Source organism: Nostoc sp. C052 (assembly GCF_013393905.1).
Taxonomy (GTDB): domain Bacteria; phylum Cyanobacteriota; class Cyanobacteriia; order Cyanobacteriales; family Nostocaceae; genus Nostoc.
Window position 1 is genome coordinate 97,861 of the sequence record NZ_CP040274.1, and the last position, 14,449, is coordinate 112,309.

At 40.4% G+C, this 14,449-nt stretch carries 14 protein-coding genes and 2 pseudogenes; 9 read left to right on the forward strand and 7 right to left on the reverse strand.

Annotation, left to right across the window (positions count from 1 at the left end; all coding sequences use genetic code 11):
* Positions 1–103 precede the first annotated feature (103 nt).
* Complete coding sequence (locus FD723_RS35090; RefSeq protein WP_179069854.1) at positions 104–295, forward strand: hypothetical protein; 192 nt, start codon at positions 104–106, stop codon at positions 293–295.
* A 527-nt stretch (positions 296–822) separates the two neighbouring features.
* On the opposite strand, the gene FD723_RS35095 is transcribed toward FD723_RS35090, so the two are convergent.
* Entirely contained in the window at positions 823–1,455 is a 633-nt protein-coding gene (locus FD723_RS35095; RefSeq protein ID WP_179069855.1) for a TetR/AcrR family transcriptional regulator, read from the reverse strand.
* 109 nt (positions 1,456–1,564) lie between these two features.
* Here FD723_RS35095 and FD723_RS35100 point away from each other — a divergent pair, with 109 nt between their 5' ends.
* The 7 genes and pseudogenes from FD723_RS35100 (at position 1,565) to dinB (ending at position 10,329) form a co-directional block, all read left to right on the forward strand.
* A complete protein-coding gene (locus FD723_RS35100) occupies positions 1,565–2,944 on the forward strand; it encodes an HlyD family secretion protein (RefSeq protein ID WP_179069856.1) in 1,380 nt (459 codons plus the stop codon).
* Positions 2,941–4,893: an ATP-binding cassette domain-containing protein gene (locus tag FD723_RS35105; protein WP_179069857.1), complete on the forward strand. Its 1,953-nt coding sequence runs from the start codon at positions 2,941–2,943 to the stop codon at positions 4,891–4,893. Before FD723_RS35100 ends, FD723_RS35105 begins: the two co-directional genes overlap by 4 nt.
* 24 nt (positions 4,894–4,917) lie before the next feature.
* Positions 4,918–6,024: an ABC transporter permease gene (locus FD723_RS35110; RefSeq protein ID WP_179069858.1), complete on the forward strand. Its 1,107-nt coding sequence runs from the start codon at positions 4,918–4,920 to the stop codon at positions 6,022–6,024.
* 103 nt (positions 6,025–6,127) lie between these two features.
* Entirely contained in the window at positions 6,128–7,249 is a 1,122-nt protein-coding gene (locus FD723_RS35115; protein WP_179069859.1) for an ABC transporter permease, read from the forward strand.
* A 217-nt stretch (positions 7,250–7,466) separates the two neighbouring features.
* Positions 7,467–8,087 (forward strand): annotated as a pseudogene (locus FD723_RS35120) (transposase family protein); the annotation flags it as partial.
* 114 nt (positions 8,088–8,201) lie between these two features.
* A protein-coding gene (locus FD723_RS35125) for an IS1 family transposase (RefSeq protein ID WP_179069860.1) occupies positions 8,202–8,887 on the forward strand; the annotation gives its coding sequence in 2 pieces (ribosomal slippage) (positions 8,202–8,541 and positions 8,541–8,887; 687 coding nt in all).
* Positions 8,888–9,207: 320 nt separating this feature from the next.
* On the forward strand, positions 9,208–10,329 hold the full coding sequence (dinB, locus tag FD723_RS35130; RefSeq protein WP_256875342.1) for a DNA polymerase IV: 1,122 nt from the start codon (positions 9,208–9,210) through the stop codon (positions 10,327–10,329).
* A 75-nt stretch (positions 10,330–10,404) separates the two neighbouring features.
* Here the strand turns inward: dinB and FD723_RS35135 are convergent, their stop codons facing one another.
* The 6 genes and pseudogenes from FD723_RS35135 to FD723_RS35155 all read right to left on the reverse strand — a co-directional run bounded on the left by FD723_RS35135 (position 10,405) and on the right by FD723_RS35155 (position 12,776).
* Positions 10,405–10,605: a hypothetical protein gene (locus FD723_RS35135; protein ID WP_179069861.1), complete on the reverse strand. Its 201-nt coding sequence runs from the start codon at positions 10,603–10,605 to the stop codon at positions 10,405–10,407.
* Between the two features lie 36 nt (positions 10,606–10,641).
* Entirely contained in the window at positions 10,642–10,851 is a 210-nt protein-coding gene (locus tag FD723_RS35140) for an antibiotic biosynthesis monooxygenase (RefSeq protein WP_179069862.1), read from the reverse strand.
* A 247-nt stretch (positions 10,852–11,098) separates the two neighbouring features.
* A complete protein-coding gene (locus FD723_RS44280; RefSeq protein WP_372743837.1) occupies positions 11,099–11,554 on the reverse strand; it encodes a DUF6714 family protein in 456 nt (151 codons plus the stop codon).
* Positions 11,528–11,803 (reverse strand): annotated as a pseudogene (locus FD723_RS43475) (CPCC family cysteine-rich protein); the annotation flags it as partial. The pseudogene FD723_RS43475 and the gene FD723_RS44280, both read right to left, overlap by 27 nt.
* A 129-nt stretch (positions 11,804–11,932) precedes the next feature.
* A complete protein-coding gene (locus FD723_RS35150) occupies positions 11,933–12,367 on the reverse strand; it encodes a GFA family protein (RefSeq protein WP_179069864.1) in 435 nt (144 codons plus the stop codon).
* A gap of 19 nt (positions 12,368–12,386) precedes the next feature.
* The gene (locus FD723_RS35155; protein ID WP_179069865.1) at positions 12,387–12,776 is read right to left on the reverse strand and encodes a hypothetical protein; all 390 of its coding nucleotides are present in this window, start codon (positions 12,774–12,776) and stop codon (positions 12,387–12,389) included.
* A gap of 97 nt (positions 12,777–12,873) precedes the next feature.
* Here FD723_RS35155 and gntT point away from each other — a divergent pair, with 97 nt between their 5' ends.
* Complete coding sequence (gntT, locus tag FD723_RS35160; RefSeq protein ID WP_372743838.1) at positions 12,874–14,202, forward strand: guanitoxin biosynthesis MATE family efflux transporter GntT; 1,329 nt, start codon at positions 12,874–12,876, stop codon at positions 14,200–14,202.
* Positions 14,203–14,449 lie beyond the last annotated feature (247 nt).

Sequence of the window (14,449 nt, forward strand, 5' to 3'; positions counted from 1 at the left end):
CCTTTTACTCATTGATTTTTCGTTCAGGAGTCATTCTGAATTCTGACTCCTGACTCCTGAGTTCTTTTATTAAAATACATCATCACACTTACAACAGCAGTCAATGTCCCAAGTCAAAGTTGATACCGTACTCTGTGTCAACGGCAGTGTCCTAATGGTTTTTTACACGCCAGTGCATTGTTGGGAATTCCGTATCATCAGCCGCACGGGTGGGATATTCGGGGAACAAAAGATTTATTACACGGCGGAGGCAGCGTTGCGGATGGGGTTGGAGTGGTTGCGGGATGAATGGTAATGAGTGCTTAGACGATCCAAGGTGAAGTCGCTTCGCTACAATCAATATTTCCAGTACTTGTACAGAGGTATGAATGCAATCGGTCGATATTCATATTGTGAATATTGAGAAAATGGGGCAAACAGACAGTAATGTTAAAAAGTTATCAATTATTTTTGCGTTAATGGGGGATAAAGAATTGCTACCAAAGCATTCTACTAAATGGTGAGGGACTTAGATCATGAGACTAGTGCTAGTGTACTACAAGATTTGTAGTTTAGAATTTTAACTGTGAACCGTCAATGGTCAACAATCCCAATGGAATCTACATAGTATGCTCAGAACCCAGAGAATTGATGAGCGTTGCGGCGTGGTGCTAGAGTTTGAGGATACTTACTGTCAAGAGTTTGGTCAATGAGTGAGAGTGATAGGATGTCGAACATGGCCGAATTGTAGTAGAGTTGTCGTTTGGTAAGACAACAACTCTACTACAAAGTGCCCTCTCTCTTCATACTCTTGTTTTGGCGAAGGTATTGTGACATAAGACATCATTTGTTTGTGTGGGCAAGTAGGAAACTCATTAAACTATCTAAAATGCGATCGCGTGACAATGGCATCATTTCTTTGCCATAGAGCATTTCCTGCACCATCACATAGGATACCAGCGAACCAAAAAAGATTTGTGCTGTTGCTTCTGGGTCACTAATGCGTAATTCTGGATGAGAAGCTAAATACTGGCTTAGTAATAGCTGTCCACGTTGAATCACTGTTTGAGTATATAATTTTGCTAATTCTGGAAAGCGTTGCGACTCGGTAATAATCAAGCGGAATAGTGCTAAGTATTCAGGATTCTCGGCAACTTTCGTCAGATAGGTTTCAGCAATTTCACGCAATAAAATCGTTGGCTCACCATGCAAATCTTCTGTACAAAAAATTCCCTGGAAACTAGCAAGTGTTACCCTTTCGATCAACGCCTTAAATAATCCTTCTTTATCTTGAAAGTGACTGTATATTGTCTGCTTAGATACTCCAGCTTCCGTACTTACCCGATCCATGCTGGTTCCAGCATAGCCATCCCTCAAGAATACCTGCATGGCTCCTTGCAAAATTTGCTCCTGTTTTTGAGTCATGGCTCTTAAACGAGATAAAGTTTCAGGTTGGGAACCAGAGGTTTCAAGCATATTTGACGTAAATTTTTTTACATATTTCTTGTCTCTTGGAGAATCATACCATACAGTCTAGTATGATAGTTCCAGTAAATATTTAATGATAAAAATATAGGGTAGTATCATGTCTCAGACTGCCTCATCATCTCCAGAAGGGATTATCAATGTTCCAGTGCCACCATTTAAGCAGGAACGGAAGAAACTGATTTTTTTGTTCCTAGTGTTGCTGGTTATAGCAGGTGGTATCAGTTATTTTCTGTGGCATAGTCAACAACAAGGAGCAGCAAATGTACTGAAGGTGAGTGGAAGGATTGAGGGTTACGAAACTGAGATTGGGGTGAAGCGTTCGGGAAGAATTGTTTCAATTGCAGTTCGGGAAGGGGCAGCAGTAAAAAAGGGGCAAGAATTAATCAAGTTGGATGACAGTAACGACCAACTGCTACAAGAACAACTGCGGGGTGCTGAAGCTAGGGTTGCATCTGCTCAATCTGATGAACAGCAAGCAATTTCCGATGCTACTCAAGTGGAAAGTGGGATTGAACAAATTGATAGCCAAATCAGTGAAGCAAAACTTAATTTTCACCAATCCCAAGGAGATACCCAAGGACGAGTTCAACAGGCACTATCTAACGTAGCAGCAGCCAAGGCACAATTATTACAAGCGCAGGCACAGACAAAGCAGGCACTAGCAGAAGTAAAATTAGCGGAAATGAATCGCGATCGCTATGCCAAACTGGTCAAAGACGGGGCTATTAATCAACAACAATTTGACCAAGCACAAACTACCTTTGACACAGCAGTAGCCACCCTAGAAGCACGAAAAGCAGCCGTAAATGCTGGACAAGAACAATTACGCGCAGTTGTCGGGGCATTGACCCAAGCGAAAACTACAAGTTTCAATCCTGGTATTCGCAATGCCCAAATAGAAGCATTAAACAGAAAAAAAGATCAGAGTTTTGCTCAACTCAAATCTGCCCAAGCAAAGATAAAATCTGCTCATGCCAAAGTAAAAGATGCCTTAGCATCAAAACAGCAAATTCTGACCCAAATAGAAGACTCGAAAAAAGATTTAAATGTTGTTAGTCCTTTGGATGGGGTAGTAACTGCCCGTAGTGCAGAGATCGGGACTGTAGTTAGCAGTCAAACCAAAATTTTGACAGTTGTTGACCCCAAGACAGTGTATTTGCGAGGTTTTATTCCCGAAGGCGATATTGGGAAAGTGCGCTTAGGACAAACAACCAAAATCTTTCTTGATTCTGCACCGGAAAAACCCCTCATAGGCAAAGTTATTTCTGTTGATCCTCAAGCCTCTTTTACCCCAGAAAATATCTACTTCCAAAAAGATCGGGTTAGGCAAGTAGTAGGGGTGCGGATTCAGTTAGAAAACCCTTCTGGCTGCTTTAACCCAGAAAACCCCTACTCTGGTTCAGATTTGCCCTGTGCCAAAATTGGAATGCCAGCAGATGCAGAGATTGCGTTGCAGGGTAAAGAGGTCGGCAAATGAAATTATCAACTCCTAAACCACCACAATTATCTAGTCACTCAACCACTACTATTAAAGTTAGTAATTTACATAAATATTATGGACAACTAATCGCTGTCCGGGGAATTGATTTTACTGTCAATCAGGGTGAGATGTTTGGGTTAATTGGCCCTGATGGTGCAGGTAAAACTACTACCTTTCACATCTTAGGCGGGGTGATGGAAGCGATGGCGGGAGAAGTGCAAGTATTTGGTCAGCCGGCAAGAGATGCACGTTTAAGGACGGGATATCTCACACAACAGTTTTCCTTGTACTTGGATCTCAGTATTGATGAAAACTTGCGTTATGCGGCGGGATTGCGCCAAGTGAGTGATAATTTATTGCGGGAACGCCGCCAGAAATACTTAAAATTAATGAGTTTGGAACAGTTTGGCGATCGCTTGGCGGGTCAACTTTCTGGCGGGATGAAACAAAAACTGGCGCTGTGTTGTGCCTTGGTTTCTCAACCGGAAGTGCTGTTATTAGATGAACCTACCACAGGGGTCGATCCAGTTTCTCGACGGGAATTTTGGGATGTATTAGCAGAACTTTCTGCCGACGGGATGACAATTGTTGTCGCCACACCCTATCTAGATGAAGCTGAACGCTGCGATCGCGTTGCACTGATGTATAGTGGTCAAATTCACGAAATTGGTACACCCGCAGCATTACGCGCCAATTTAGGCTTACATCGCTTAGAAGTTAGAACAGCAAATCTAGAGATAGCCGAGAAACTTCTCTTGGAGAATGTGCAGACAAATATAGTCGATGTGCAGACATTTGGCGATCGCTTGGATGTTCTCGTTCAAGATGTAACTCTCGGTGAAACCCAGGTAAATCAACTACTACAACAGCATCACCCCAGTATTGAACGTGGTGAACCCACCCTAGAAAACGTCTTTGTTACCCGTCTGCGACAACAAGGTTCAGCACCAGCATTTTTGTCCTTTCCTCGTTCTCGTGGGGGAAATAGGGAACAATTCAAACCTCAAAATTCTTCTGAGCAAATCGCTATTTACGCCCACAATCTCAACCGTGTATTTGGTAACTTCCAAGCAGTTAAAAACGTTAATGTCGAAGTCCGCTATGGCGAAATATTTGGGCTTTTAGGTGCGAATGGAGCCGGAAAAACGACTACCATCAAAATGCTGTGTGGATTACTAGCAGCTAGTGGTGGTGACATTTCCCTTGGTGGCGAAACAGGAAATCTGCGTAGTCGTGACTTACGGCGACGTATCGGTTATATGAGCCAGAAATTCACTCTTTACGACGATCTAACAATTCTGCAAAACTTAGAATTTTATAGCGGGATTTACAGCGTACCCCGCAAACTTAGGCGAGAAAAGATTGATTGGGTAATTGCTACCTGTGGCTTAGAGGGACAAGAACAGATGCTTACCGGACAATTACCGGGTGGTTGGAAGCAGCGAGTAGCTTTTGGCGCTTCTGTAATGCACGAACCAGATATTTTATTTCTAGATGAACCGACATCGGGGGTAGATCCTTTAGCCCGTCGTCAGTTTTGGAAGCTGATTAATGACTTTGCTCGCAATGGTACAGCTATTTTGGTGACAACGCACTACTTGGAAGAAGCTGAACAGTGTAACCGCATGAGTTTTATGGTAGCCGGAGAAATTGCCGCCGAAGGTTCACCTAGTTCTATCAAAGCTTCTCAACCAGGACAACTTATAGAGATTATTGTGAACCAAAATCAAGCTGCCTCCAAGATACTTAAACAACATCTTGATTCGTGGCGTGTCTCGATTTTTGCCGATAGTTTACACGTTGTTCTTGATCACCCGGAAGCAGAAATTCCCGAAATAACTCAGCTTTTAAAATCCGCACACATGACTATTGAATCTCTGCGTCCCATTCCTTTCTCTTTGGAAGATGCTTTTATTGGTATCGTTGAACGTGCGGTAGGGGATTAGGAACATGAAAACTGAGAATAAATAATGAAAAGAATTTTTTCCCAATGTGTGAAGGAGATAGCGCAATTTCGGCGCGATCGCTTAACTTTAGGTTTAGCATTTTTATTGCCATTTTTAACTCTATTGATTTTTGGGTTTGCGATTCGTTTAGAAAGTAAAGATATTCCCTTGATTGTGCAGGATTTTGACCGCACAAACCTGAGTAGCAGCTATATTGAGCGGTTGTATGCCACCAATCAATTTGTACCTAAACAATGGTCAGGTGGTAATCCGGCACGGGATGCAATTGACAAGAGTATTGCTAAAGCCGCAGTAATTATTCCTCCCCAATTTAGCCGAGATATTCAAGCGGGTAGAAATGCAAAGGTGCAAGTATTAATCGATGCCACAGATGTTAATAACGCTCGTGTAATTAGAGGTAGCATTCAAAGAGTAACTAATTTTTTCATGCAAGACCAAGGACTACTACCAGATAAAAGTATTATTACACCGCGAATCCGCTTGTGGTTTAACCCTGGTAGATTGGAGTCGCTGTACATTGTGCCAGGAACTTATGGTGTAGTATTGTGGATTTTCCCCTCATTGCTAACTGCGATCGCAATGGTGCGTGAAAAAGAAAAAGGTACAATTCTACAAGTTTATGCTTCTAGCATTAGTGCAACCGAACTTTTACTTGGAAAAGGACTAGCTTACCTACTAATTGCGATTACAGAAGCTTTAGTAGTTATGGGATTAGGGTCAATAATTTTTCAGATCGGCGTAATTAGTAACCCGATTACTTTATTAATAGGAACTCTACTATTTTTAATAGATAGTGTTTCCTTTGGTTTACTTATAGGTGTACGCACTAATAATCAAAATTCCGCAGTGCAAATTGTTTCTCTTGTCGGTTTTATTACATCTTTATTGCTGTCTGGTTTTATTTATCCCCTCAGTAATATTCCTTTCCCCCTTTCATTAACGCCTAACATATTTCCTGCCCGTTATTACATTGATATCACCCGTGATGCTTTTGTGCGTGGTACAGGATGGACAGGCGTTTGGTTTGACTTACTCATGCTTGCAATTTTAGGATTTGTATTTTTCAACGTAGCGCGTCGGCTTTTAAGTCGAATGCAAATTAGTCAATAGTCATTGGTCATTGGTCATTGGTCATTAGTCATTGGTCATTGGTCATTGGTCAATAGTCATTGGTCATTGGTCATTGGTAGTTAGTTATCAGCCTTAATCATATATGAAATATATTTTGCAATTATTTGATAGTCCATTGTGGTCATTAGTTCGTAAAGAAATTAATCAAATTCTGCGAAACAGGCAATTGATTGTTTTATTAATTGTGCCACCAACAGTACAATTATTGCTTTACGGATTCGCGCTTAACCCGGATGTCCATAATTTACGACTGGGTGTAATTGACTATGCCAATATCTCCACCAGTCGGGAACTAGTTTCAGCAATGACATCCAATCACACTTTTAACTTAGAAAGTGTTCCAACAAGTGAAAAAGATTTAAGCCGCCAAGTAGAAGAAGGTAAATTAGATGTAGGACTAATAATTCCACCAGATTTTCCGCGCCAACTAGCAAAAAAATCAGCAGAAATTCAAGTATTCATCGATGGAGTGAATGCAAATACAGCCGGAATTGCTGCTAACTATGTTAATCAGATTATCCAACAATATAATTTCAGTTTGGTACAGGGTCAAGTCAGTCCGCCAGTATCAACCGAAGTCGTTTTTCTTTACAATCCTGGACTTACTAGTAGCTGGTTTTTCGTACCAGGAGTTATGGGTTTAGTCCTGACATTAATCGGTACATTAGTATCAGCAGTAACCGTTGTGCGCGAGAAAGATACAGGAACTTTAGAGCAATTGTTAATGACTCCTTCTAGCAACTGGGAAATTTTATTAGCTAAAATTATCCCGTTGGCATTCCTGCTCATGGGAGATGTACTACTAGCTTTAACCTTGGGAACAGTCGTATTTAGCCTACCCTTTCGTGGAAGTTTCCTGCTCTTTCTTGCTTTATCAAGTATGTATGTATTTGTGGGAATTAGTTTGGGCATTATGTTGGCAACTATTTGCGGTTCTCAACAACAAGTATTACTCACATCTTTTTTTATAAATTTACCAATGATTCAAACTTCTGGGGCAATATCTCCTATTGAATCCATGCCTCCTTTATTTCAATTCCTCTCTTTATTTAATCCACTTCGTCATTACATTACTATTGTTAGAGGTATTTTACTCAAAGGAGTTGGTTTAGATGTGCTGTGGTTAAATGTGTTAGCATTACTTGGTTTTGCTATTGTTCTATTAACTATTAGTGTTAACAAGTTTCGGAATCAGCTAAGTTAACAATACAGCAGATTGCGCTTTAATCGAATACACGTAGAGACGTAAAATTTTACGTCTCTACAAGGTTTTGGGTTTTATATATGTACTCCATTTACCTGAAAATATCACAAGTAATTTGCCGGACATGTGAAGAATTCTTACATACTAGAACTCTTGCAAAAGTCTTTTGTGATATAATCAAACGTTTGACTATTTACGATTAGGACAATAATAAGCAGTGAAATTTTGGAGAGCCAAACAACTGACTTCAAAAAAATTTAAACGACTCACCGGAGTAAGTCGTCAAACCTTTCAGTTAATGGTTAGTTTAGTTAAAGCTGATGAGCAAAATAAAAAGAAACCAGGTCGTCCTCCTAAACTAATTATTGAAGACCAAGTTTTAATAGTTATCCAATATTGGCGAGAGTATCGCACTTATTATCATATTGGATTCGACTGGGGGCTTTCGGAATCCGCAGTCTGCCGGAGGGTTTATCAAATTGAAAATATTTTAATTAGGTCAAGAAAATTTAGTCTGCCTGGTAAAAAATAATTGTGTATTATGTCATCTGAAGAAGATTTGGTAGTGATGGATGTCACGGAAAGTCCAATTGAAAGACCTCATATTGGACAAAAAAGATTTTTTAGCGGTAAGCAAGGAAAACATACTTTAAAAACGCAGGTAGTTATCTACCAAAAAACTAGTCAAATCATCTGTTTAGCGCATGGTTTAGGGAAAATGCATGATTTTAGACTATTTAAAAATAGTGGGATAAAATTTGGAGAATTGGTCAAGGTAATAGCGGATAAAGGCTATCAAGGAATTAGTAAAATTCATCAATTCAGTGAAACACCAATTAACTTTTTTTTAGTTAGGGTTGCCTGCGGTGTTCTCGTTGCCATCGCCTGATAATACTCGCTCGAAACAATTTAAGGCGTTGCATAATAGAGAGATGAATTGAGGTCATCTACTGTGCAATGTCCATACTGCGGCTCTACAGAAATCAGAAAGAATGGGAAACGTAAAGGTAAACAAAATCACATTTGTACTCATTGCAATCGCCAATTTATTGATGTATACGATCAGCCAAAAGGATATTCAGAAGAACTAAAACAAGAATGCTTAAAAATGTACCTTAACGGTATGGGTTTTCGTGGTATTGAACGAGTTAAAGGCGTACACCATACTACGATCATCTATTGGGTCAAACAACTAGGAGAGAAGCTGCCAGATGTACCAAAAGAAGATATGATTCCAGAAGTTGCAGAACTGGATGAATTAGAGACATTCATCGGCTCAAAAAAAACAAAATTTGGTTGTGGACAGCAGTAAATCACTTTACTCAAGGTATTTTAGCTTGGGTTTTAGGAGACCATAGTTCTGAAACTTTTAAGCCACTTTGGGAAATTGTTGAACAGTGGAAAAGCTATTTTTATGTGACCGATGGCTGGAAGGTTTACCCAAGTTTTATCCCCGATGGAGACCAAATTGTGAGTAAAACATATATGACACGGATGGAAAATGAAAATACTCGGTTACGTCATTATCTTGCACGCCTTCACCGCAAAACTTTATGCTATTCCAAATCAGAACAAATGCTGAGATACTCGATTAAATTATTACTTCATTATTTGAAGTATAAAATTGTACCAACATAAATTAATTCATCCCTTCATTCAGCAATGCCCAATTTAAAACTTTTACCAAAAACTGAAATTAGAATAACCTCTAATCATACCACAAAATATTTATGCAAGAGTTCTATATTGTGGATATTGAGGAGATGGGTCAAGCAGACAGTACTGTTAAAAAATTATCAATTATTTTTGCGTTAATGGGGGATAAAGAATTGCCACTAAAGGGTTCTACTAGATGGTGGGGACTTAGATCACGAGACTAGTGCTAGTGTACTATAAGATTTGTAGTTTAGGATTTAATTTGCTCGTGGCATAGTGCGTGAAAAACGAGACTGCTTGTAGTGGAGCTAACCTTGGGACAAGAATCTGTCGCTAGAACTAGGAAAATAGTTCACGTTGATATGGATGCCTTCTACGCATCGGTCGAGCAGAGGGACAACCCTAGCTACCGAGGTAAACCGTTAGTAGTCGGTGGCAGTCCCAATCAGCGAGGCGTAGTTGCAGCAGCTAGTTATGAAGCTCGTAAGTTTGGTATTTATTCCGCGATGCCGTCAGTAACAGCGATCGCTAAATGTCCCGCGCTTATCTTTGTCAGACCAAGATTCGACGTTTACCGAGAGATTTCCACTTCAATCCACGCTATCTTTAAACGCTACAGTGATTTAGTGGAAGGGGTTGCACTAGATGAAGCATACCTTGACGTTACTGAGAATAGGCAAAACATCCCCTACGCTTCTACTATCGCAAGACATATTAAAACTGCGATTTTCCAAGAAACCCAGTTGACGGCAACCGCAGGCGTATCGATTAACAAGTTTCTTGCAAAAATGGCATCAGGGCAGAATAAGCCGAATGGACTAACGGTGATTTTACCGGAGGATGCGATCGCCTTTGTAGAACGGCTGCCGATTGAGAAGTTCCACGGCATTGGAGAGGTTACAGCAGCGAAAATGCACTCGCTCGGCATTCATACTGGCGCAGATTTAAAGGAGCGAACTCTTTCTGAGTTAACACACCATTTTGGTAAAGCAGGTAATTATTACTATAAGATTGCCAGAGCAGAAGATGATCGCCTAGTTGAAGCAAATCGAGTTCGCAAGTCCGTTGGTGCAGAAACCTCATTTGCACAGGATTTAAGCGATGTAGGTCAGATGTTGCAGGAACTTGAACAGATTGCCCAAATTGTCGAGCAACGGTTAGAGCAACATGAAACGCGAGGACGCACATTAACGTTAAAAGTCAAGTTCTCTGACTATCAGCAGTTAACCCGTAGTAAGACAATGCTTGCTCCCATTAGTGAACTCTCTACAATTTTTGAGATAGCCAAAGGACTGTTTGAGTCAATTGAACTGGAGAATCGTAGTATTAGGTTGTTGGGGATTTCGTTGTCTAACCTGGATAACGCCAAACAAACCCAAGTCATTCAATTGCCACTATTTCAAAATGCAGGCATTATTTTTTAACGTAGAGTGTAGCCCACACTTCTCAATACTTTAACTGCGCTCAGTACAAGAAGCTCAGTTACCGTCGTAAGTATTTTACAAGCTCATTAGTGACTGCAATTGTGTGTCTGAATTATCTCCTAATTCTTGTTGTAATTGGGATAGTTGATTTTCTAACGCTTCAGCAGTCTGAATGAGATTCGACTCTTGGGCTATTTTTAGCTGAGTTTCTTTAATAGATATTTTTCTTACCAGTTCATTGACTGCATCCACTGAATCATCATTTTCAGTAATCATGGCTGAATTACGATTCCTCTAAATTCTGTTTTGAGATTAGTACTCTGCTTCAATTTGATAGAGGGCAGGGTTAGGTTCAACGGGTAATTGTTGTTCAAAAATCTCATTTTGGGAAATGCGTTTAGAGAATGCCGATTTCCAAGCTTCTTTACTAGACCATTTTGCAATATTAATAAATTGAAATCTCTCGGTTGGGTCAAGACTGCGATGTAACTTTGTGTCGATAAACCCTGGTTCATTTTTCATTAAATGTCCTTTTGAGCTTTGGATTATTGACGGCGATTGGGTTGGGCTTCCTTGCCCAAAGGAGATGATACAGAGCCATTTAAAGCCATTCAAAGCCAGCTTTCAGAAATGGCAATCGCTTTGGTATTTGGCAGCTTCCTCAATTAAAACACCATCTAAATCCCCGATTGCATTTTCAAATTCAGCCCCAACGAGCCTTGGTTAGCAGGACTTTTAAGGCACAAGCCTTGAGAAAAGATACCAGCCGTCACAGCGAAGAGCCATTATTCATAAATTGTAGAAACGCTTTAATTGCCTGTAATTGAGTTGTATTGAGCAACTCCAAGTGAGGGTGATAATAACCCCCTCTATTTTTGATGGCATAGATTGTGTTATCTAAAGTGTCGGAGTTAGAAGTTTTGTAGTGTTTTAAGCACCAAATTATGTAAGCGGGAATGTAGTAACGAAATCCTTTTGCATCAAAAAAAGGAAAGACATCAGAGAAATATTCAATCCATTCATCTGGTATATCCTGCCATTGGCTTTCACTATCTAATTTTCTGGCTTTCTGAGCATCTGCATAGTCATCTAGCGCTCTGGCTTCATGTAATGTAATTCCGTCTGAGCGCTTGACACCATCAAAAGCGGCGGTAATTTGTTCAATTAAGGCTAGCCTAGTATTTTCCTCTAAAGTATCAAGAGTTTGCCAATTGCTATCTCGCACATCCAAAACTGTTGTCGAACGAACAATATCTAGCCATTCCTGCTCACAAGCTCCAAAGGCAATATAATTTCTTTGTGCTTGGCGAAGAGATACCTGATTAGATCCCACCCAGCTAAATCCATAGGAATCTATTGTTTCGCTATCATCTGACCAAAAACAAATAGGACAAATAAGGTATGTTCCAGGTGGCTTGGCGTTCAGAGTTTTGTAACCACAACAGGGACAAGGATAGAGTTCTTCAGTATCCATATTTTGGGTTCTTGGCAATTTGGTGATGATGAAAGGTTACGCGCTTTAAGGCAGAAGGCAGTTCTTGCTGGAGGCAGAAGGGTTTTAAGATTTTGCCTGTCGTCGTAGAACTTGTGACAAAGATCCAGATCAAACCTGAAGACTTTTATAGTCTTCTTTTTTGGGCAGGGTCTCGAAGCTATGAACCGCAGAGGTCGTCGCCCATAGCAGCTTTTCCCTCGTCCAAGTTTCGATGAAAGGCGTGAACCATGAGGCATCGTCCAGCATCGTTGCACGAAGGTTAACGAACTCGTCCATTCCTTCCGGGCGAGTGAATATCCAACTCATGCAGTCTGGGCAAAAGTAATGGCGAGTCGCGCCATGCAAACCGCCGATGGTCGGCTGACCTTTCAGTATTGAGAACCCAACGCTTGGAATCGCAACGCTTAAAGAAAAAGCGCTGGCAGTCATTCGCTGGCAACCTGTGCAGTGGCAAGCCATCGTCAGCAGAGGCGGGGCACTCACCTGAAGCCGTATCTGTCCACAACGACATCCGCCCTCCCAAGGCAAATTCCAGTCGTTCACGATCTGCCGCCTCCGTTCTCTATTCATCTTCATTCTTAACTAAGAATAATATTTTATGAATTATCTGCAAATACAAAAAAAGGAAGAGAAAGCAATATGGTGTTATCGTAAATCGTGCCCAAAATTGGGGAGTATTTTGCAGCAAACCGAGGGGCGATTTTTGGTGATTGTTAGGCAACCCCATAGGCAGAAAACAACGCTTGACGGTGCTGTTCTTCTTGAACCCCGAGCGGGTGTAATTGGGCGATCGCCTACACAGCAAATCCTCAAGTTGTACCTTTACTTGGTGTAGACTACCCGCATAGGCGCTAGTTTTTATATAACCATAAGCGATTCGATAGGTTTGTCCAAGGGATGGCATTGTGGGAGAATAGGCTGCTAGATATCGATAACTTTTGTAGGTAAGCATCCTGCCTGCCCAGTATATGCAATTTAAATGTAGAACAGCTTAGTTAGTGTTGTTATTTCTAAATTACAATTTCTAGCAGGGGTCAAGGGATTTAGTAATTTTGTCTATCTTTGCTCAACGTTCAGTATTCATCCGCGATTTTCTAAAACTTGCATCTGTAAATGTTCTTTCAAATCTAATGGTTCCGTTGGCAGGACTAATAGATGTAATGTTTTTAGGGCATTTAACGGAGATTCGTCATTTAGCAGGTGTGGCACTAGCAACAATTTTATTTAATTATATTTATTGGACATTCGGATTTTTACGCATGGGTACAACTGGAATGGTTGCACAGGCTATAGGGCGTAAAGATAACCAATCAGCAGTACTGATTGGTTTACAGCATGGAATTTTAGCACTGATATTAGGACTCGCCATTCTGATATTTCAACAACCTTTACAAATATTAGGGTTTGCGATTCTAAGTGCTACACCAGAAGTTAAAAATTCTGGAGTCGATTTCTATAATGCTTTAGTATGGGGTGCCCCAGCAACATTGATTAACTTTGTCTTGATTGGTTGGTTTCTTGGGCAAGCACAAAGTAGTAGAGTGTTGTTGCTTTCAGCTATTAGCAATTGTGCAAATGTACTACTAGATTATCTATTTATTGTTCAGTGGGGATGGTCAAGTAGAGGAGCTGGGTTAGCGACAGCCACTAGTCAGTATCTGATGCTGATGGTAGGTATTTTGCTATATTGTCAAACAATTTCATTTAAACAAATACAAGCTTTAATTGGGGAACTATTTGACCTGTCTGCTTTAAAATCAGCTTTCATGCTGAATGGAGAAATTATTATTCGGACTTTTGCTTTAATTTCGACAATGGCGATGTTTAGCAACCTTAGTTCTATGTTAGGAACTGAAATTCTGGCGGCGAATACCATCCTGATGCAAGTGGTGAGCTTGGCAGCATATTTCATTGATGGCTTGGCATTCGCTACTGAGAGCTTGGCTGGAATTTTTCAAGGTAGTGGAAATATTACTTCTTTAAAACAACTGTTGCAAACTTCTGTAGTCAGTAGCTTGGTTATGGGATTAATGTTTGCTACTGCATTTATTTTTGCCCCAGAATCACTGTTAAGATTTCTGACAAATCATACTGAAATTATCAATAATTTACGTTCTTATATTCCTTGGTTGTTACCAGTTTTAGGTTTTGGCTCAGTCGCTTATGCGCTAGACGGTTATTTTCTAGGATTGACTCAAGGTCATACACTTCGTCAAGCGATGCTGAAAGCCACTGTAATTGGTTTTATTCCATCAGCAATTACAGCAATGTATTTCCATAGTAGTCATTTACTATGGCTATCAATGTCTTTATTTATGGCAACAAGAACAATAACTTTGGCATTGTGCGTACCAAAATCATTTTGTAAAAGACAGTGAGGGCAGGATGTTGGAGGCAAGTATTAGATGTAGTATTTAAGACGCTAAAACGTGAGTATGTCACATAGTACAACATCTTCTTAATTCTCTATACCTTTCATCCAGAAATATTAGGGATTTACGCTTTTATTAGTGCCATTCACCCCTGCCCCTCTGCTCACCACCACGTAAAGTTTGTATGGTGAAGCACTAAGTGTTACGCGGTACAACTATATTGCCCAAACGGGCATTTTATTTCTTGGATTTC